Origin of the sequence: Alistipes putredinis DSM 17216, assembly GCF_000154465.1 — a bacterium.
Taxonomy (GTDB): domain Bacteria; phylum Bacteroidota; class Bacteroidia; order Bacteroidales; family Rikenellaceae; genus Alistipes; species Alistipes putredinis.
On sequence record NZ_DS499577.1, the window covers coordinates 427,776 to 447,918 of the forward strand.

Below are 20,143 nucleotides of genomic sequence, written 5' to 3' on the forward strand. Positions count from 1 at the left end.
TACCCTGACCTGAGTTGCCCCGGAATTGACCGATATGCTTCGAGGAAAAGTCGAAAATCGGCCCAAGAGAGGGTTCGGGTGGAATTTGGCATCGGATAACGACCCGCAGGACCGAGGGTTCCTGCTGGAATCTGCGAGCAGTCGTTATATAATTTAATGTTTTTGGGAGCAGGCAACTCCACTCTCTTCAGAAAGGGTTTAGGAAAGAGGCCAAATTATAAACGAGGTCGCAAGGTGTAAATAAACGGCCGTCGGATAAGGGATACATTGAAAGGTATTTACTTGCCAGTATAGATGCGATTTTGATTTTTTTGGGGGAATAAAACAGCGCTGTAATCGGAAGAAAGATTACAGCGCTGTTTTTAGGAACAACACCCCTTGTTCGGGTGCCGGGACTTGCAATGCGGACATTCGGTTTTCGAGCAACACGAACATCCGACATCCTCTCGATGTCGGACAATCCGTACAATCCAGCGGACGCTGAATCCGAGGACGAGGATGCCGATCCCTATTACAGCGATATTTTGCCAGTCCGTCATATTATAACCAGGAGAAAAGGTGATACGTCAGATAAGCCATTATCCATGCCAAAGCCGTATTGTAGAGTACCGAAATACAGGCCCAGCGCCAGCCGATCTCTGCGGCGATCGCTACGATCGTGGCGATACATGGCAGGTAAAGCAGGATGAAGACCAGAAAAGCGAGGGCCGATGCCGGGGTGAAATCCCCGCTTGCGACCAACCGCTGGGAGAGGGCCGGAGAGTCGAGTTCGGCTTCCGGGGCGTCTCCCTGTTCCGAATAGAGCACGCCGAGCGTGCTGACGACGATCTCCTTGGCCGGCAGGCCCGTGAGAATAGCGATGCTGGCTTTCCAGTTCAGGCCGAGCGGTTCGAATACGGGCGAACATGCCTGCCCGACCTGTCCCAGGTAGGAATTTTCATAATGCTCCTCCGTCGTTTCTGCCGGGGCGGCTGCGTCCGGCGTCGGATAATAACTCAAGAACCAGACAGCTACCGAAGCGACCAGAATCAGTCCGCCCATCTTGCGCAGATATTGCGCGCAGCGATCCCACATGTGCGACAGCGTGGCCCGCATCGTCGGGACCCGATAGGGCGGTAGCTCCATGACGAACGGCGTTTCGTCCTTCTTGAACAGATAACGGCGCATCAGCCGGGCCGTGATGACAGCCACGACGATTCCCAGCAGATACAGTCCGAGCATCACCCAACTGGCGTAAGCGGCGAAGAACGTGCCGATCAGCAGGATATAGATAGGAATGCGGGCGCTGCACGACATGAAGGGGACGAGCAGTACGGTGATGAGCCGGCTGCTGCGGCTTTCGATCGTGCGTGTGGCCATGATGGCCGGTACGTTGCAACCGAAACCCATGATGAGCGGAATGAACGACTTGCCGTGCAGTCCTATGCGGTGCATGATCCGGTCCATGATGAAGGCTGCGCGAGCTAGGTAGCCCGAATCCTCCATGAAAGCGATGAACAGGTATAGGATCATGATATTCGGCAGGAACACGATGACGCTTCCCACTCCGCCGATTACGCCGTCCACGAGCAGATCTTTCAACGCTCCGTCCGGCATCCAGGCATCCACGCCCTGACCGATCAGTCCGACCAGTTGCTCGATCCACTCCTGGGGATAAGCTCCCAGGTTGAACGTGCAGTAAAACATCAGCCACATTAGGAAGAAAAAGATCGGAAAACCCCAGAGTTTGTGGGTCACGAAAGCGTCGATGATTTTCGTCACTTGTGTCTGTTCCTTCTTTCCCGGGGTGTAGGTTTCCCGCAGAGCTCCGGAGATGAATCCGTATTTCTGATCGGCAAAGGCCGTTTCGATGTCTTCATCCAGCAGGTTCTTGATCCGCTGCGCTTCCCGTTTGCTCGCTTCCTCCCATTCGGGGTATTTCGGGTGATGCTTCAGTTGATCCTTTATATAACTATCTTCCTCAAGTAGTTTCATTGCGATATAACGCGGCGGGAATTGCGGGGGCAATTCTCTGGATTCCTTCAATGCTCCCGTGATTGTCCGCAGGCTCTCCTCGATAACCGGTCCCTGGTTGATATGAATGTGACGCACACGGTCGTCCTCGTTCTCATAGACGGCGATCACCGTGTCCAGCAGGGCTTCGATACCCCGTCCATGACGGGCGACGACCGGCACCATCGGCACACCCAGCATTCGTCCCAGACTGTCGTAGTCGAGTTCGGCGCCGCTCGCTTCCAGCTCGTCGTACATATTGAGCGCTACAACCACTCGGGGATTCAGGTCGATGAGTTCGGTAGTGAGGTAGAGGTTGCGTTCCAGGTTCGAAGCTACGACGGCATTGATAATTACGTCCGGCGTATGTTCGGCCAAATGGCGGCGTACGTAAAGTTCCTCGGGCGAGTAAGCCGTGAGTGCGTAGGTGCCCGGCAGGTCGGTGATTTCGAAACGATAGCCTCTGTAGGTGCAGTGTCCCCGTTTGGCGTCCACCGTGACGCCGCTGTAGTTGCCGACGTGTTCGTGACCGCCCGAAATAGCGTTGAACAGCGAGGTCTTGCCGCTGTTCGGGTTACCCACCAGTGCGACGTTGATCCGCTTTGAACTTTGGGCGATGACCTCATGGAGCTGGTCGCCTTCGCGTGTTCCGTTATATTCTTCGCTTATCAGGCCTTCGGCCTCTTCGTTGGTGATAACTACGACCATGTGAGCTTCGCTGCGGCGCAGCGAAACCTCGTAGTCCATGATTTTGTAAACGATCGGGTCGCGCAGCGGGGCATTGAGAACCACTTCGACTTTTTTGCCGCGTACGAACCCCATTTCCATAATTCGGCGGCGGAATCCGCCATGTCCGAGTACTTTGAGAATCGTGGCCGACTGGCCTGTTTTCAAATCCGATAAACGCATGTTCTTTTGCTGAAATTACGGGGCAAAGATAGGGAAATATTTCAGGAACGGACATCCCCATATATGGGGATAATCCGGCTCAGTACGGTTTTTCAGGCTATTTTATGGTTGCGTTGCTTTTTGGGGGCGAAAAAATTGGAAATTGAAATTTTTTTATATCTTTGCGACATACATCCAAATTATTATACGTATTATGAAAAATTTAGTTGAAAAAATCAATGCCGAATACGAAGTATTCGTAAGTAATGCCAACGCTCAGGTAGAAAAAGGAAACAAGGCAGCCGGAACCCGCGCACGCAAGGCCGCTCTGGAATTGAGCAAGCTGATGAAGGAGTTCCGGAAGGTTTCCGTCGAAGCTTCGAAATAAGTTTATTACTTTTTTGAAAATGAAGGGTCGCATGGGATACATGCGGCCCTTTGTTATGGGTGTACAACTTGGCAATTATATCTTTCGATGTACTATCCGATTATTCGGCCTGTGACCGTGTTTGTAATGCTACCCCCCCCCTGTTTGAGGAAATTTGGCGTGCTGCATTCCCATAATAACATATAATTTATATAATTCTTCACTGTTCGAACAGGAGCAGACCGTAACCGGCAGAAAATTCGGTATGCGATACAGAGGAATCTCCGGAATATCGAAAAGATTGCGTCTGTTTTTTAGTAGCTTAAATCGATACCGTGCCGGCGGAAATTTTCGAGGTCTTCATCCGACAGGCCGGTTTTCGGGAAAGGAACGGCCAGGTTGTGATCGTTCAGATAGCGGCGCGGTGCCCGGTAGTCGAATGTCGGACTGACCAACGAGTAGGCCGGATCGATGAAGTCGCCTTCGATCGAAGCGATATCGGCCATGCTTTGAAACATGGAGTGGGTTGTGGCCGGTGCGGATTCGTTGTTGCGGGCCGCTTCGACTTTTTCCGGGAATTCCCGTCGATATTCCGGCGAAAACCATCCCAGATTGGCGACATAGAGCTGATAAAAAGTGGTCGTAGGGGAGGCGTGCAAGAAGCGCTCCCGTTCGTCGTCGAGAATATCTTCGCCGTGATCGGCACAGTAGAGCAGCGCCGAACAGTCGTTTTCGAGCGAGCGGAGATATTCGATCGTCTGCGAGAGGAAGTGGTCTGTATAGTAGATCGAATTGTCGTAGGCATTGACGAGTTTCTCGACGTTCTTTCGGTTGATGGCCACGTTATCGTCCGGCAGGAAGCGGGCGAATTCACGGGGGTATCGTTGGTGATAGGTGAAATGAGAGCCGTAACAGTGCAGGATGATGAGCAGGTCGTGTTCCGGATCTTCGGCGATAACCTGTTTCATCGCTTCCAGCAGTTGCATATCGTAACGTGGCTCCGGAAGGTACACCAGGCTGTCTGCATCCTTGGCCAACTTGTCGATCATGGCTCCCTGGGGGCGCTGGTTGGAAAGAAACCAGGTTTTGAACCCAGCCTCCTTGAAGAGTGCCGGAAGCCCCTTGCGACGGTATAGTTCTTCGTGTTGATCGGTTTTTACCGACGAAAGAATCAAGGGCACGCTTTTGTGCGTGGTATTGCTCTGTGTGACTGTATTCCGGAATACGACCAGACCCTCTGTGTGGGTCAGACAGGGATTCGTTTCCCTGTGGTAACCGTACAGTTGCCAGTTGGCGGCCCGGGATGCTTCTCCGATTACATAGACGTAAATCTCGCGTTTGGAAGCCTCGGCCGTGCGCCGTGCATGGTATGTGAAATCCTCCGAGGTGTGTTCGAAACGGTACATTTTGCGGAACTCCGAACCGCAAAGACCGATATTATAGAAAACATTGACCGGAAAAATGTCGGTTTTCAATACCCGCTTGTCTTCGCTCACTTTATAGGCCGGGGCCAGGAACAACCCTCCGAGAATGAAGGACGAGAGTCCGATCAGGGCGATATTCTTGCGGGCCGTTTTCGAAAGACAGTGCCTTTGTCCGATGTCGCGTGAGGCGAACCAGAGTAGCGGCAGATAGATGGCGCAGACGATGATGATCGATGGATAGATGTTTGAGAGCAGCTCGCCAGCCTCTTCCGGATTGGTCGTCAGCAGGTTGGTGAACATATCCGTTGCGATGATCGAATTGCCGAACAGGTAGAGCAGTACGATTTGGAAGGCGGCGAGGACGACGAGCGGAAAGGCCAGCCAGATCATGATGCCGGAGCGTTTCAGCACGGCGCTCCACATCAGGTAGAAACCCATCGGGATAAAGAGCGATGCTTCGGCCGACCAGATGGAGTACGGCTCCGTATATAGTAATACGAGGTTGGGGATAAGCAGCGTGAGAACGAAGTAGAACGCCAGCAGGATGGACCCTCTGTCGTTATGCTCCTTGAAACTCTCTTTTTTTTCGTGAACTGCCATATCTTTCAGAACGCTTCGTTGATATTGAACAGGAATCCGCTCGTGTGCTTGCCGAATCCGTAATCTACTCGGATATTGATCCGTTTTTTGAATTCCCACCGCAGGCCTATGCCGTAGTTGGGGAGGGTGTACCCCCATTTGAACTTTTCGAACGAGGGAAATACGTTACCCGCACCGCCCCATACGACACAGCCGATACGTCGCCAGATATTCTGCCGGAGTTCGACCTGGAGGGTAATCATATCGTTGTCGTTGTATTGTCCTTCGTAGTAGCCGCGCATACGCTTCGAACCACCCAGGCGGGCTTTCATCAGCCAGGGTGTGCCCGAGGCATTGAATTCGCCGTACAGCTCGGTGGCTACGATACCGCCTTTCCATACCCGATGATAACTGTTCGCCGTGAATATCGCCTGCCAGAGCGATTTGGCGTTCGACCCGAGAAAATCCGGCCGCCAGGTTCCCTTCAGACTTAAATAAAGTCCCTTGTAGGGATTTGGAATGAAATCCCTTGTATCGTACTCCACGATCGCACCGATGCCCGTAGTCGTGTTCTCCGGGTTTTGGCCCTCGATATATTCCGGCCGGGTGAACTTGATGCCCCGGCTGTTGCGGAAATTGACAGAGGCGCCGATGAACATATTGGGTACGACCTGATAGAGGTATCTTACGTCCACATCGTAGCGTTTTTCGACGTACGACCCTTTGGGATTATTCGCTCCGGCCGAATAGCCGATACCCCAGTAGTCGGTCGGCTGCGAGTAGAAGGAGAGCTTGTACGAAATTCGGTGGCGATTGTGGCTGAATATGTTGTTACCGTTGATTCCCACCATGTAGAATCCTGTCGTACCGCCCGTGATGAATGCCGTGATGTCCGACGGCGGTGTCAGTGAATCCGTGCGGTCAAGGCGGTAAAGACCTGCAGCCATAACCGCGAGGCTGAATTGAGTGTCTTTCGAATAACTCGGCCCTCCGATGAAGGTGAAGTCGATCTTTTTTTCGAAAGTTTTGTCCGTGCTCGACTCTCCGAAGTAATCGATAAGCCGCCGCCAGAACGATTTTTTCTTCGGGGCGGCGGCCAGGGTGTCCGACGGCTGTGATGCAGGGATCGAATCCGTCTGCAACGGGGTGTAACTATACCGAATCGTATCGTTTTCTCCGATATACACCTTATTATCTTGTGCATACAGAGACGATGCGAAGAGTAGCAATCCGCAAAAGACCGTCAGGAATTTCGACATGGAGAAGTCTTATCTGTACTTCTGTACGACTTGATAAAACTCTTTTTTATCGGCATCGGAGAGAGGACCCTTGCGCATAAACACCAGGTCGCCCTCCTTGCTGACCAGCAGCAGGACGAACATATTGTTGCAGTCGCCCAATTGCCAGGCATCGCGCAGGGTATTGTTTTGATCGGCCAGTACCGTAGCGCCGTTGGAGGCTGTGCGTTTGCGAGCCATGTTGCGAGCCATACCGTTGGGAATCATCGGAGCGTCTTTCAGGTTCATTACCCCGAAACCGAACAGGTTTTCGCCTTCCACCCGGTGATTTTCCTCCATATCCGTTGTGAAATCCTCGTTCTGTTTGTGGTGGTCGGGGTCGATATAGAAGATCATCAGGTTTTTCTCACCCCAGTAAGGGAGCTGCGTAGGGTCGCCGTTCAGATCGAGTAACGTAACGTCGGATACCTTGCGGGGAAGAGACGACTGTGCGGATACGGCAACCGACATACCAAGCAACGGCAGTAAAAGAAGCCATAGTTTCAGTTTCATACTTATTACATTTTAGGAGATTGGTAGGCGCAAAGATACGAAATTATTTTTTTGTTGAATCTTCTATTCGTCGGGAAGAGTTGCGGGTTCGTTGAGACTTCGCTCTTTTGGCCGAAGCCAGGGCGTCGAGCGAATAGACTCCGCCGCCCGAAATTACCAGGGCTACCTGGATTCCCAGATAGACGAACAGCAGTTCGGAGGTTCCGAATCCTTTGCCGGGGAAGAGGAATAACAGCGAGATGAGCAGACTGGCGGCCATGATCGCGGCGGACAGGCGGACTTTGTAGCCCAGCATGAGCGAAATGGCGCACAACACTTCGATCGTGGCGATCGCAACGAAAATGAAAGCGCTGCCGAATATTCCCCACGACGGGTAATAGTTGATAATTTCATTGTAGGCCTGCATTTTGCCTACGTTATGCAGGAGAATGATCGTACCGATGAACAGACGCAGATAGAGAATCGCCCAATCGGCTCCTTCGTGGCTTTTGAACCAGGTTTGCAGTTTATTTTCCATATGTATAACTAATTCCGATTGAAAAAATACAAGCAATTCGTATTCCAAAAAATCATTTTGTGTGTTCAGCGCAGGTAATTCTGCCTGATCGGATGATTTTTCGGTGTTTTTGAGGAGAAAAATCCCGAGTGGGACAGCGAGTCGAATATCGCGGGTTTTCGATGTTTGCGGATCGAGGGATAAATACGATCCATAACAGGGGTGTGGTCGAGCCGCAAAGAGTCTTTTCATTCCGAACGACAGAGAGTCGGGAAATCCGTAATTCGGGTTATAGATTCCGTAATTCATATACTGACCGGCAAGTGGGGCCTGTGTAACTTTGCCTTGTAAAAAATATGAATCGTATGAATATATTGGAAAGAATGAGGGCGGGGGAATTGATTTTCGATACCGACCCTGAATATCCGTCGCTCTATGCAGAATTCGAGAAGACGATGAAGTTGGTGGCTCAACTCAATAGCGGTTACCATACACCGGAAGAGATAAGGGATCTGCTCGGCCGTATTTGGGGACAGCCATTGGACGAATCGGTACGTATGTTTCCGCCGTTCTATACCAACTTCGGTAAGTTTACCCGTGTCGGCAGGGGTGTGTTCATAAATTTCGGTTGTACCTTCCTCGACCGGGGCGGTATTACACTGGAAGACGGTGTGTTCATAGGGCCGGGAGTGCTGCTCGTTACTGAAAACCACCCGGAGCAACCGGCCGTTCGGCGTAACGTATATGCCAAACCCATTGTCGTCGGGCACGGTGTCTGGATAGGTGCGGGAGCTGTCATATTGCCCGGCGTGACGATCGGCGAGCATGCCGTCGTGGGAGCCGGAGCCATCGTAACCAAGGACGTGCCTGCCGGGGTAATCGTGGCCGGCAATCCGGCTCGTATCGTGAGAAGTATAAAAACGGAATAAAATTAAGTTTTATGAAAATCGGAATAATTGCGGCGGCATTGGCGTTTGTCGGTCTTTCCGCCGTTGCACAGACAAACCAAAAAACGAATATGGATATGAAAAAGTTGGAACTGGTACAGGAGTGGGATAAGACGTTCCCGAAGAGCGACAAGGTCGAGCATAGCAAGGTGGTTTTCGTAAATCGCTTCGGTGTAACGCTCGCCGCCGATATGTATGTCCCAAAAGAGGTTGTCGGCAAGTTGTCGGCCGTCGCCGTAAGTGGACCGTTCGGAGCCGTGAAGGAACAATCGTCGGGGCTTTATGCACAGGCGCTTGCCGAACGCGGTTTCCTTACCATCGCTTTCGATCCGTCGTTCACGGGGGAGAGCGGCGGTGTGCCCCGCAACGTGGCTTCGCCCGACATCAATACGGAAGATTTCAGCGCAGCGGTCGATTTTCTCGCCAACGAAGACCGTGTGGATCCGGAACGTATCGGGATCCTCGGTATATGCGGCTGGGGTGGTTTTGCCATCAACGCTGCCGCTAACGACACGCGCATCAAGGTTACCGTCGCATCTACTATGTACGATATCAGCCGTTGTACGGCCAACGGATATTTCGACCAGGCGGACAACGCCGACGCACGTTATGAGATGCGCCGCCGGCTCAATGCCCAGCGCACCGAAGATTATCGGAACGGTTCGTATGTCCGTGCAGGAGGGGTGGTCGATCCGGTTCCGGCCGATGCGCCGCAGTTTGTACGCGATTATCATGCTTATTACAAAACTTCCCGAGGTTATCACGCCCGTTCGCTCAATTCCACGCAGGGGTGGAATGCGACCTCCAACCTCGCTTTTTTGAATGCACCTATCCTTGCCTATGCCACAGAGATTCGCAGTGCAGTGATGGTGGTACACGGTGAGAAGGCTCATTCTCGCTATATGGGAGAGGACGCTTTCAAGAAATTGCAAGGCGACAACAAACGATTGCTCATCGTACCCGGTGCCAATCATACCGACCTTTACGACAAGATGGAGATAATCCCGTTCGACGAAATAGCAGCATTTTATCGGGAGTATTTGAAGTAAGCGTAGCGCTCGATAGATACAATAGTAAAAGCCTGCGATCTGTTCGCAGGCTTTTCATATTTCGGTTACGCATGTAAATACTTCGCCTCGGCAAAATGCAAATAAAATTTGCTTTTGCGCTCGGCTTAATCGTATCTTTGCACAATTGTTGAGCGTATCGATTGTAAAATGCCTGTGAGCTGATTTTTTTTGTGATTATAATTTGTTGATTATGAGTGATAAGTATAAGATACTGTTCGTTTGCCTCGGAAATATCTGCCGCTCTCCGGCGGCCGAAGGCATCTTCCGGCAAATGGTCGAAAAACGGGGGCTGGGGGAGAAGTTGGAGGCGGATTCCGCCGGAACCTATGCCGGACACACCGGCGAACAACCCGATTCCCGCATGCGGAATGCGGCCTATGCCCGGGGGTATCTGCTGACGCACCGGGCCCGGCAGGTGCGGTTGCGGGATTTCGAGGAGTTCGATCGCATCGTGGCGATGGACGATACCAATTACCATAATCTTTATCGTCTGGCCCCTTCCCGTGAAGCGGGAAACCGTATTTACAGGATGTCTGAATTTTTCCGGGAACATCCGAAATGGACCCATGTGCCAGACCCCTACTACGAAGGGCATGAAGGGTTCGAGCTGGTGCTCGATATGCTCGAGGACGGCTGCCGCACGCTGCTCGACGAGTTGGAGAAGAGGTAGCTCGAAATCGCAGAGAACGAAAAAGAGTGCATTGAAAAATGCACTCTTTTTCGTCGAATCGAGTCTGTATGCCGGTGCGATCCGGAATATTTGGTCCGTCGGACGTCCGAATCAGAAGTAAAGTCCAACTCCCACCTGGTAGGTGTTGCGCCAGGGGCACTTCTTGGCGGCGAACAGGTAGGAGAAATCGAGCTCCAGATGCATGAACCGCAGTCCCGCACCGATCGTACCGTAGTCGTATCCGTGGCTGTCGGCGACGTGGTAGCCGCCGCGGACAGCGATCATCTGCATCAGCACATACTCCACGCCGATGCCCATCCCGAAGGACTTGTTCTCCGAGGAAGAGTAGCGGTAGCCCAGATCGACCGAAGCTTCGAGCGAATGGGAATCCCGGATCGGGGCGAAGAGCGAACCGCCGACACTGAATTTGGTGGGCAGGTCGTAATTCGAATCGTCGAACGTGAAGCCGAAGTCGGAGATTTTCGCACCCGCACTCACCCAGGCGCCTTCGAGCATCCGGTTAAGCGGAATCCGCGCGTATGCCGCGACATCGAACCCGAGGGCGTTGTTCGTGAACAGTTCTCCGTACGAGGAGCGGATGTAGCGGGCCGTCACCGACAGACCCAGATAGCGGCCGATCCGATAGCTGTAGGCCAGATCCGCCGAAACGCTGAGCGGCCGGAACGCTTCGATGCCGACGATTGGGTTATTATTCTCGTCTTTGGGAATGAAAGGGTAGTCCTCGTCGTCCGGACTGAGCTTCGGCTCCCGGTAAAAACGGGTGCCGAACGAGATCGAATGTTTGTGGTTGAAGGAGTAGAATCCGCCGAAGGCCATCAGGTCGTAGCCCTTTTTCACGTCGCGCATCCAGGGCGAGTAGGAGAATCCCACCTCGAACAGGTTGTGGCTGAAGAGCGACGAGGCCGCGTTCTGGAATACGGAGTAAGCTCCGCCGGTAGTCGCTACCGAAGCGTTGGCCATACCCGCTGTGCGGACATCGGGGTTGATCGTCAGGAACTCCTGAGCCGATGCCGCCGCTGTGCCCGACAGGAGGATTATTGCGAGAATGAAGATCTTTTTCATAATTTGTAACGTCTGTTTTTAGCGTTTGACTATGGTGCGGGTAATTTGAATGCCGTTGTAGGTTACTTGTACCAGATAGGTTCCCGAAGCGAGTCCCGATACGTCGAGTTTGACAGGTTCCTCGTTGATAAGTCCAAGTGTTATGTTCATTACCTCCGTTCCCATTGAGTTACGGATACGGATCGTGCTTTCTCCCGAGTAGTTCGGCAGTATGTTCAGTACGTCGGTACATGGGTTGGGGTAAAAGTCCATTGAAATACCGGTCGGATTGTCTCCCTTGCTAACGGTATAGGCAATGGTTCGTTTTGCTGTCTTTGTTCCGTTCATAGCCAGCAATTCTGCCGTATAGCTTCCTGCTGCGTATTGCGATGCGTCAATGGTCAGCGTGACTACGTCACCGTCGATCGACTTCGCGATCTTGCCCGAGGGGTCGTCCAGACGCCATTCCATGTAGCCGGCCAGCGTATATTGCAGCGTTTTCCGTTCGGAGGCGCCGAGCGTGAAGGTGTCGTTCTGTCCTGTGGCTGGCGTGATCGTCGGCTGGTCGGAAACGGGCGGCACCTCGCCCGAATCCAGGGCTGCACCCGCATCGACGAGCTTGCCGATTTTTCCGGCATAGGTCCCCCGACCATTGTATATTGGTCCCTGATAGCTGTCGATGTCGCGTGCTGTCGAGAAAAGCTTCTCTTTGAGCTGTTTGTTCGTGAATCCTGGTGCCCCGAATTGCGAAACGATCAGGGCCGCAACACCCGATACGTGGGGGCAGGCCATCGAGGTCCCCTGCATGTAGCCATACCCGAGAGTCTCCGAGACGTAGTCGATCGTGTGGGTCTCCACCTCTCCTCTGAAATTTGTATAGACGAAAGTCATCCCGTTTTGCAGGTCGGTCGGAAGCGTGCTCAGGTTATAACCTTCGTTATAATGGATAGGCCTGGAAAAATCGGCTGCGTCTCCTCCGCCCGGCGCACATATATCGACGGTCGGACCATAGTTGGTGTACCAAGCGGCTTCATAAGTGCAGGAGACGGCGGCCACACTGATGCAAGGCTCGTAAGCGGCCGGATATCCGGGCTGTCCGCTGTTTTCATTACCTGCCGCGAATATCACGACGCCACCCGCCATAGGCCCGGTCTGGGTTTCGCCGTCGGGGGACATACCCGCGTAGCGGATGAAGTAGTCGATAGCTTCTTTAGTGGCCCGATCCGCGCTTGACCATTGGTCGTAGCTCAAAGCTCCGGCTGCGTATCCCCAGCTGTTCTGGCAGATTACGGCGCCGTTGTCGGCGGCATATTTGATGGCGTCGGCCGTTGCGTTTGAGTTGGCATCGTAGTGTCCGTCGGTCGGATGAAAAATTTCGCACGACATGATCTTCGCTCCGTTACCTCCTCCCGTACCGCCGGCGATGCCCGAAATGCCGATCCCGTTGTTGCTTACGGCAGCGATCGTTCCCGCCACGTGGGTGCCGTGACCTTCGCCCCAGGTAATGTCGTCGTTATCTCTGTCACAGAAATTCTTACCGATTCCGCTCCACATATTGCCCGCCAGGTCGGGATGGGTATATTCCACACCCTCGTCCACGACGGCGACAATCACATCGCTGCGGCCTGCCGTCTTTTCCCACGCCGGGAGCACATTGATGTCTGCGCCGGCTTGGGCGTTTGCATTGATCGTTCCGTCGTTGTAAAGCGGCCATTGTCCTCCGAAAAGCGGATCGTTGAAAGGGTAGTTCGACGGAGCGGCCTTCGGCAGGGCCATCAGTTTTCGCCATGGAGTCCCGCTTTTCCGGCTCATTCCGCCGACTTTGGTAATCCTGCGCGGAATTTCGACATGATTCACGCCGGCTATCTCCCCGAAGTCTTCGGCGACCTGCTCGGCGGAACCTTCGAAGCGAATGATATACCACAGATCGAGCCCTGCCTTGCGTGTTCGCTCGGCGCAGCCGTTGTCGGCGAACAACCGCTCCATTCCGGTCACGTTGTACCGTTCGCACAGTTCATCGAAAGAGATGTTGCCCGTCAGGACCCTGCCGCTGCGGGTGCGGATTACGTTCAGCGCTTCGGCCGTTTCCCGGTCGAGCTTCATGCGGATCACTCCTTCGACCTTATCGGTATCCCGTACCGGAGTACTTTCTGTGTCGGGATCTTTCTGACAACCGGCGAGCAGTGCCAGACAAAAAACGAAAAGTAGATTTTTCAACTTCATAAGTGTATGTTTTTTAGAAAAAAGGAGGGAAGCCGACTCTCGTCAACCTTCCTCTCTTGTATGAAATCGCAGAGAGATTAACAGTTCATCGCTCCACAGCAATGAATTACCTGTCCGCTCACGTAAGAGGAGAGGTCGGAGGCAAGGAACAGAGCCACCTTCGCCACATCCTCGGGTGTACCGCCGCGACGCAGCGGAATTTGCTGGTACCAGCCCTGTTTTACCTCTTCGGGCAGGGCGTTGGTCATTTCGGTAATGATGAAGCCGGGAGCAATGGCGTTGGCACGGATGCCGCGCGGTCCCATCTCTTTAGCGATGGACTTCGCAAGTCCGATCATACCGGCTTTCGAAGCCGAATAGTTGCACTGTCCGGCATTGCCGCTGACACCCACCACGGACGACATATTGATAATCGAACCGCTGCGCTGGCGCGCCATGATCGGCGTAACGGCGTGAATGAAGTTGAAAGCCGATTTCAGATTGACGTTCAGCACGGCGTCCCACTGCGCTTCGCTCATGCGCATCATCAGGCCGTCTTTGGTGATGCCGGCATTATTGACCAGAATGTCGATGCGGCCGAAATCCTGCATGATCTGGTCGATCACTTTGTGCGTATCTTCAAAGTTGGCGGCGTTCGAAGCGTATCCTTTGGCTTTTACGCCCAGGGCGTTCAGCTCCTCCTCCGTCTTCTTGCCGTTTTCGTCGATCGCCAGATCGGTGAACGCGACGTTGGCTCCCTCTTTTGCAAACTGAATGGCGATCGCTTTGCCGATGCCCCTGGCTGCGCCGGTTACGACGGCCACTTTTCCTTCGAGTAATTTCATCTTGCTGAAATGTTTTTTTGATGGTTAAATTTTTCGTTTTATCCGTAATATTCGATCTTTCTGTCGGAAATCCGGCCCGCGTCGGCTGCCCGTATCGCAAAGGTGCCCGTTCCGAAGAAAAATGTTCCGTTTGTCGGATGCGTCGTATTTTTCTGTCGCCAAATATACAAAAAATATTTAGAAATATTTAGTTTTTGTAGTTTCGTAAAATGTTACTACCTTTGGAATCCGAAAAAAACTCTTAATAAACCATATATCGATCATGAAGAGAGATTCTCAAGTATTCGACCTCATTTCTGAGGAACGGAACCGTCAGATGCACGGCATCGAGTTGATCGCGTCTGAAAATTTTGTCAGCGACGAGGTGATGGAGGCCATGGGCTCCGTACTGACCAACAAGTATGCGGAGGGTTATCCTGCCGCACGTTACTACGGCGGTTGTCAGGTGGTGGATAAGGTCGAGAACCTTGCCATCGAACGTGTTTGCAAACTGTACGGCGCCGAGTACGCCAACGTACAGCCCCACTCCGGCGCACAGGCCAACATGGCCGTTTTCTTCGCCGTGCTGAAACCCGGCGATACGTTCATGGGCCTCGATCTGGCGCACGGCGGCCACCTTTCGCACGGTTCGCCGGTGAATATGTCGGGTACCTATTTCAAAGCCATCGGTTACCAGCTCGATCCGAAGACCGAGCGCGTGGATTACGACGATATGGAGCGCAAGGCTCTGGAGCACAAACCCAAGCTTATCGTCGGCGGTGCTTCGGCTTATTCGCGTGAGTGGGACTACAAGCGTATGCGCGAGATCGCGGACAAAGTAGGCGCCATCCTGCTGATCGACATGGCTCACACGGCCGGTCTGATCGCTGCCGGTCTGCTCGAGAATCCGGTTAAGTATGCTCACATCGTGACTTCTACCACCCATAAGACCCTGCGCGGTCCCCGTGGCGGTATTATCCTGATGGGCAAAGATTTCGAGAATCCCTGGGGACTCAAGACTCCGAAGGGCGTGACCAAGATGATGTCGCAGATCCTCAATTCGGCCGTATTCCCCGGTATCCAGGGCGGTCCGCTGGAGCACGTGATCGCAGCCAAGGCAGTCGCTTTCGGCGAAGCGCTGGATCCCAGCTACAAGGAGTACCAGAAGCAGGTGCAGAAGAACGCCAAGGCGATGGCCGAGGCCTTCACCAAGCGCGGTTACAAGATCGTTTCCGAGGGTACGGACAACCACCTGATGCTCGTCGATCTTCGCACGAAGTTCCCCGAACTGACCGGTAAGCTGGCCGAGAAGTGCCTGGTTGCCGCCGACATCACCACCAACAAGAACATGGTGCCGTTCGACAGTCGTTCGCCGTTCCAGACTTCGGGTCTGCGTTTCGGTACTCCGGCTATCACCACGCGTGGTCTGAAGGAGGACAAGATGGAGGAGATCGTAGCGCTGATCGACCGTGTATTGAGCGATCCCGAGAACGAGGCGAACATCGCCGCCGTTCGCAAGGAGGTCAACGCTATGATGGCTAACTATCCGCTCTTCGCATGGTAGCATAATATGAAGCAGGTAGTAGAATTTCTCACGCTCCTGCACGAAAACAACGACAAGGCCTGGTTTGACTCTCACAAGGAGATGTACAAACGGGCCTTGTCCTGTTTCGAGGTGTTTACGGCGAAGCTGATCGACGGCATCGCCGCTTTCGATCCGTCCGTGCGCGGACTTACGGTCAAGGACTGCACGTGGCGCATCTACCGCGACACCCGCTTCAGCCCCGACAAGACACCGTACAAGACCCACATGGGGGCTTTCGTTGCTCCCCGTGGCAAGAAAGGCGGTTATTCGGGCTACTATTTCCACGTCGAACCGGTGTGGGACGAACGCTCCTGGTCGCAGGGGCATCAGCTCACTACGGGGCTTTACTGTCCGCTGCCGGAAGTGCTGCGCAGCGTGCGGGACGAGATCCTGGACAATGGCGCGGAAATTGAAGCAGCCATCCGTGAGGCGAAAGGATTCGTTCTCGACGAGTCGAACAAACTCAAGCGTCTGCCGAAAGGGTATGCCCCCGGCAGTCCGTACGACGAATGGCTGAAACTCAAGGATGTCTATATCACCGAACGCCTCGCGCCGGAGTTTATGTTGGACAAGGAGTTATTGAAGAACACGCTGCACGAATTTCGTAAGACGAAACATTTTTCGGATATTCTGAACCGTGCTGTGCAGTTCGCATACGACGAAATGATTTGATAATTATTACTTTATCCGACGGTCGCAGTATCGAACCGAAGACGTGCTTATCTGCGGTTCATGGCCTTGTCCGTAAGGCAGACTCTTTCCCGAATCCTCTTTTCGGTGGGAATGTGGATCGTTATATTCCCGAATAGATGCACCGAAGGATATGACTACGTTTAATTTTAGAAAATATGAAAAAAGCAATTTACCTCTTGTTGGTTTCGATGCTGTTCGTTACTGCTTGTACGGAGCAGGCGCCCCGGATTGCCAAATATACGGATCTCTATGCCGTAAAGGGTACGGACAGCCTCTTCCTGGATCGCTATACGGCCGTTTCGGTCGAGCAGGACGATGCCCGGCCCTGTCTGGTCTTCGTTTTCGGCGGCGGCTTCATCGCTGGGGAGCGCGATGCGGAGCGGTACCTTCCGTTCTTTCATTACATGGTTAATCAGGGGTACGACGTGGTATCGATCGACTATCGTCTTGGTCTGAAGCAGGTCGTCGCTTCGGGGGACCTCTCACCCGAAAATATGATGCTCGGTATGACCCGGACGATCTCGATGGCTGTCGAGGATCTTTACGACGCTACCGCTTTTATCGTGGACAAGGCAGACGAGTGGGGTATCGACTCCTCGCAGATCGTGGCCTGCGGGTCGAGTGCGGGAGCGATCACCGTGTTGCACGGCGAATACGCCCTCTGCAACGCTTCGCCGCTGGTGCAACACCTGCCTGCCGGCTTCCGCTACGCGGGTATCGTTTCTTTCGCCGGGGCGATCTTCGAAATGGGCGAGGAGCTCCGCTGGGCATCGCAGCCTGCGCCGATGATGCTTTTTCACGGCGATGCGGATGCGAACGTACCGTATAATGTGATTCGCGAGAGCGGCGTCGGTTTCTTCGGCTCGAAGTACATCGCCGGACAGCTCCGCGCGATGAACTCCCCGTATTATTTCTATTCGGTCGAGAACGCCTCACACGTCATCGCCACGGCGCCGATGGACGGCAACCGGGATGCGATCGATGCTTTCCTCTCGAAACTCGTCGTGGATAAGGAACCGCTGATGATCGAAACCGACGAAACGACGATCGGCGCCCCTGAAGTCCGCAAGAACTTCACGTTGGCCGAATACATCGCATCGAATTTCCTGTAAAAAGGATGCGGAAGTGTGTGCTTACGGTTCGAATCGGCCTCGATTTATGCCGGCTGGACAATGATGCGATGTGTCCGATGAGTATGCTCGGTGATGGTTCGGCGACGGATTGCTGTCGAGAATATTCCGTATGGAGTTTCCGCTGCTGTTCAGATTGCGGGTAGAGTCGGGAATAGATCGGCGAACGCACCTTCCGAAATCATCAATAATATAAAATCAGCCGCAACCTTTAGGTTGCGGCTGATTCTTGTTGTATCGGTCTTGTCATTACTCCACCGTTACCGACTTGGCCAGGTTGCGGGGCTGGTCCACGTCGCGCCCTTTATTGACAGCGATATGATACGCCAGCAACTGCAACGGCACCGATACCACGATCGGCATCAGGCACTCCGCCACGACGGGCACTTCGATAAAGTAGTCGGAGCTCTTGCGTACCTGCTCGTCGCCCTTGGCGATCACGGTGATAACCTTGCCGCCCCGGGCCTTGATCTCCTCGATGTTGCTGGCGGTCTTTTCGTAGGTGTGATCCGGCGTCGCGATGGCGATGGTCGGCATCTCGGCGTCGATCAGGGCGATCGGACCGTGTTTCATTTCGGCGGCAGGGTAGCCCTCTGCGTGGATGTAGGAGATCTCCTTGAGTTTGAGCGCACCTTCCAGCGCCGTGGGGTAGTTGTACCCGCGTCCCAGGTAGATGAAGTTGTGCGCGTAGGTGAAGATTTTCGAGAAGTCGGCGATCCGGTCGTTCAGGCGGAGCACCTCTTCCAACACGGCGGGCAGATCGAGCAGATGCTTGGCGATCTTGCGCGAGCACTCCTGGTCGATCGTACCCTTGACACGGGCGATCATCAGCGCCAGCATCGTAAGTACCGTTACCTGTCCCGTGAAGGCTTTGGTCGAAGCCACGCCGATCTCAGGCCCTACGTGGATGTAAGTGCCGGAATCGGTAGCCCGGGCGATCGACGAGCCGATCACGTTGCAGATGCCATAGACGAACGCACCGTTCTGCTTGGCCAGCTCGATAGCGGCCAGCGTGTCGGCCGTTTCGCCCGACTGCGATACGGCGATCACGATGTCGTCGGGATAAATCACCGGATTGCGGTAACGGAACTCCGAAGCGTATTCCACTTCGACCGGAATGCGGCAGAAATCCTCGATCAGGTACTCCCCGATGAGCGATGCGTGCCACGAGGTGCCGCAAGCCACGAAGATGATGCGCCGGGCGTTGAGAAACCGCTCTCGGTTGTCCATGATGCCCGACAGGATCACGTCGTACGTCTCGGGGTTGATCCGGCCCCGAATGCAGTCCACGATGGTCTTGGGCTGCTCGAAGATCTCCTTGAGCATGAAGTGCGGATAGCCGCCCTTTTCGAGCTGGGAGATGCTGAGCTGCAACTTCTTGATGTCGATCTTGCTCTCCTGGTTGTCGAGCGTTACGATCTTCAGCGGGTGGTTGCGATCCATGACCACTACCTCGCCGTCATTGACATAGACGATCTTGTCCGTATATTCCACGATCGACGCCGCGTCCGATGCCAGGAAAAACTCCTTGTCGCCGATACCGATGACCATCGGGCTGCTGCGGCGTGCCGCGATGATTTGATCTTGGTTGCCCTTCTCCACTACGGCGATAGCGTATGCGCCGATCACCTGCTTCAATGCTTGCTGGACGGCCTCCAGCAACGTGCAGTTGTTCGACGTACGGATGTATTCGATCAGATTGACCAGTACCTCCGTGTCGGTGTCGCTCTTGAACGTGTAACCGTTTTCGATCAGCGCCTCTTTCAACACCCGGTAATTTTCGATGATACCATTGTGGATCAGGGCGATATTGCCCGAATCGGAGTAGTGGGGATGGGCGTTGATGTCGTTCGGTTCGCCGTGTGTCGCCCAACGGGTGTGGGCGATGCCGATCGTTCCGTCCAGATCCTTGGATTCGACGAAATGTTCCAAATCGGCGACTTTGCCCTTGCTTTTGAACACGTTCAGAACTCCTTCCCGATTGACCAGTGCGAGTCCTGCGCTGTCGTAACCGCGATATTCCAAGCGGTGAAGTCCTTTTATCAGAATGGGGTAAGCCTGCTGTTTACCCACGTAACCTACAATTCCACACATAATGTATTCTTTTTGCGATTTGCAAAGATAGTGAAAGCCGGGAGAAAACGGGAATTTGTTCTCAATTTTCCAAGGCGCATCCTATCTAAGACTATGTCAAAGATAGTGAAAGGGAAGAGCAATCGTGCGAACTTGCACGCAAAGATTGCTGAACCGAATCCTATCTTCTATAAAAATAGTGCAAGGTGAGTGAGAGCCAAACTTAACTTTCTGTTTTCCTACTCCTTGCATCGTAGAGTTCACAAGTGCCCTCCGCGTATGCTTCGAGCGTGGGTTGTTTGAACTCGTTCGAACCTTTCCATCTTCTTTTTTTGTAAAGATACGAATGAG

Annotated in this window: 16 protein-coding genes; 7 read left to right on the forward strand and 9 right to left on the reverse strand. The window is 53.5% G+C overall.

Going from position 1 to position 20,143, the window contains the following annotated elements; translation table 11 throughout:
• Positions 1-540: 540 nt before the first annotated feature.
• Positions 541-2,901 (reverse strand): ferrous iron transport protein B, encoded by a 2,361-nt coding sequence (gene feoB, locus ALIPUT_RS02125; protein ID WP_004327985.1) that lies wholly within the window; start codon positions 2,899-2,901, stop codon positions 541-543.
• A gap of 193 nt (positions 2,902-3,094) precedes the next feature.
• On the opposite strand from feoB, the gene ALIPUT_RS02130 reads away from it, so the two are divergent.
• Complete coding sequence (locus ALIPUT_RS02130) at positions 3,095-3,268, forward strand: hypothetical protein (RefSeq protein ID WP_022459962.1); 174 nt, start codon at positions 3,095-3,097, stop codon at positions 3,266-3,268.
• Between the two features lie 293 nt (positions 3,269-3,561).
• Here ALIPUT_RS02130 and ALIPUT_RS02135 read toward each other — a convergent pair whose 3' ends face one another.
• From ALIPUT_RS02135 to ALIPUT_RS02150, 4 genes are read right to left on the reverse strand one after another with little or no spacing between them, the layout of a single operon-like run.
• The gene (locus ALIPUT_RS02135; protein ID WP_004327988.1) at positions 3,562-5,271 is read right to left on the reverse strand and encodes a phosphoethanolamine transferase family protein; all 1,710 of its coding nucleotides are present in this window, start codon (positions 5,269-5,271) and stop codon (positions 3,562-3,564) included.
• Between the two features lie 5 nt (positions 5,272-5,276).
• A complete protein-coding gene (locus ALIPUT_RS02140) occupies positions 5,277-6,509 on the reverse strand; it encodes a BamA/TamA family outer membrane protein (protein WP_004327989.1) in 1,233 nt (410 codons plus the stop codon).
• Positions 6,510-6,518: 9 nt separating this feature from the next.
• Positions 6,519-7,040, reverse strand: a complete 522-nt coding sequence (locus ALIPUT_RS02145; RefSeq protein WP_004327990.1) for a hypothetical protein — start codon at positions 7,038-7,040, stop codon at positions 6,519-6,521.
• Positions 7,041-7,083: 43 nt separating this feature from the next.
• Positions 7,084-7,557 (reverse strand): DoxX family protein, encoded by a 474-nt coding sequence (locus ALIPUT_RS02150; protein ID WP_050751447.1) that lies wholly within the window; start codon positions 7,555-7,557, stop codon positions 7,084-7,086.
• A 344-nt stretch (positions 7,558-7,901) separates the two neighbouring features.
• Here ALIPUT_RS02150 and ALIPUT_RS13255 point away from each other — a divergent pair, with 344 nt between their 5' ends.
• The 3 genes from ALIPUT_RS13255 (at position 7,902) to ALIPUT_RS02165 (ending at position 10,223) form a co-directional block, all read left to right on the forward strand.
• Entirely contained in the window at positions 7,902-8,465 is a 564-nt protein-coding gene (locus ALIPUT_RS13255) for a sugar O-acetyltransferase (RefSeq protein WP_004327992.1), read from the forward strand.
• An 11-nt stretch (positions 8,466-8,476) separates the two neighbouring features.
• Positions 8,477-9,532 (forward strand): alpha/beta hydrolase, encoded by a 1,056-nt coding sequence (locus ALIPUT_RS02160; RefSeq protein ID WP_004327993.1) that lies wholly within the window; start codon positions 8,477-8,479, stop codon positions 9,530-9,532.
• A 211-nt stretch (positions 9,533-9,743) separates the two neighbouring features.
• Positions 9,744-10,223 carry a low molecular weight protein-tyrosine-phosphatase gene (locus ALIPUT_RS02165; RefSeq protein ID WP_004327994.1) on the forward strand — a complete coding sequence of 160 codons (480 nt, stop codon included), beginning with the start codon at positions 9,744-9,746 and terminating at the stop codon, positions 10,221-10,223.
• Between the two features lie 111 nt (positions 10,224-10,334).
• Here the strand turns inward: ALIPUT_RS02165 and ALIPUT_RS02170 are convergent, their stop codons facing one another.
• From ALIPUT_RS02170 to fabG, 3 genes are all read right to left on the reverse strand, one after another.
• Positions 10,335-11,306 (reverse strand): PorV/PorQ family protein, encoded by a 972-nt coding sequence (locus ALIPUT_RS02170; RefSeq protein WP_004327995.1) that lies wholly within the window; start codon positions 11,304-11,306, stop codon positions 10,335-10,337.
• A gap of 18 nt (positions 11,307-11,324) precedes the next feature.
• A complete protein-coding gene (locus ALIPUT_RS13260) occupies positions 11,325-13,508 on the reverse strand; it encodes a S8 family serine peptidase (RefSeq protein ID WP_004327997.1) in 2,184 nt (727 codons plus the stop codon).
• Between the two features lie 77 nt (positions 13,509-13,585).
• The gene (gene fabG, locus ALIPUT_RS02180) at positions 13,586-14,332 is read right to left on the reverse strand and encodes a 3-oxoacyl-[acyl-carrier-protein] reductase (protein WP_004327999.1); all 747 of its coding nucleotides are present in this window, start codon (positions 14,330-14,332) and stop codon (positions 13,586-13,588) included.
• Between the two features lie 262 nt (positions 14,333-14,594).
• Here fabG and glyA point away from each other — a divergent pair, with 262 nt between their 5' ends.
• The 3 genes from glyA (at position 14,595) to ALIPUT_RS02195 (ending at position 17,701) form a co-directional block, all read left to right on the forward strand.
• A complete protein-coding gene (gene glyA / locus ALIPUT_RS02185; protein WP_004328002.1) occupies positions 14,595-15,875 on the forward strand; it encodes a serine hydroxymethyltransferase in 1,281 nt (426 codons plus the stop codon).
• 6 nt (positions 15,876-15,881) lie between these two features.
• On the forward strand, positions 15,882-16,568 hold the full coding sequence (locus ALIPUT_RS02190; RefSeq protein WP_004328003.1) for a DUF2461 domain-containing protein: 687 nt from the start codon (positions 15,882-15,884) through the stop codon (positions 16,566-16,568).
• Between the two features lie 176 nt (positions 16,569-16,744).
• Positions 16,745-17,701: an alpha/beta hydrolase gene (locus ALIPUT_RS02195; protein WP_004328004.1), complete on the forward strand. Its 957-nt coding sequence runs from the start codon at positions 16,745-16,747 to the stop codon at positions 17,699-17,701.
• Between the two features lie 267 nt (positions 17,702-17,968).
• Here ALIPUT_RS02195 and glmS read toward each other — a convergent pair whose 3' ends face one another.
• Positions 17,969-19,813 (reverse strand): glutamine--fructose-6-phosphate transaminase (isomerizing), encoded by a 1,845-nt coding sequence (gene glmS, locus ALIPUT_RS02200; RefSeq protein WP_004328005.1) that lies wholly within the window; start codon positions 19,811-19,813, stop codon positions 17,969-17,971.
• Between the last annotated feature and the right edge of the window lie 330 nt (positions 19,814-20,143).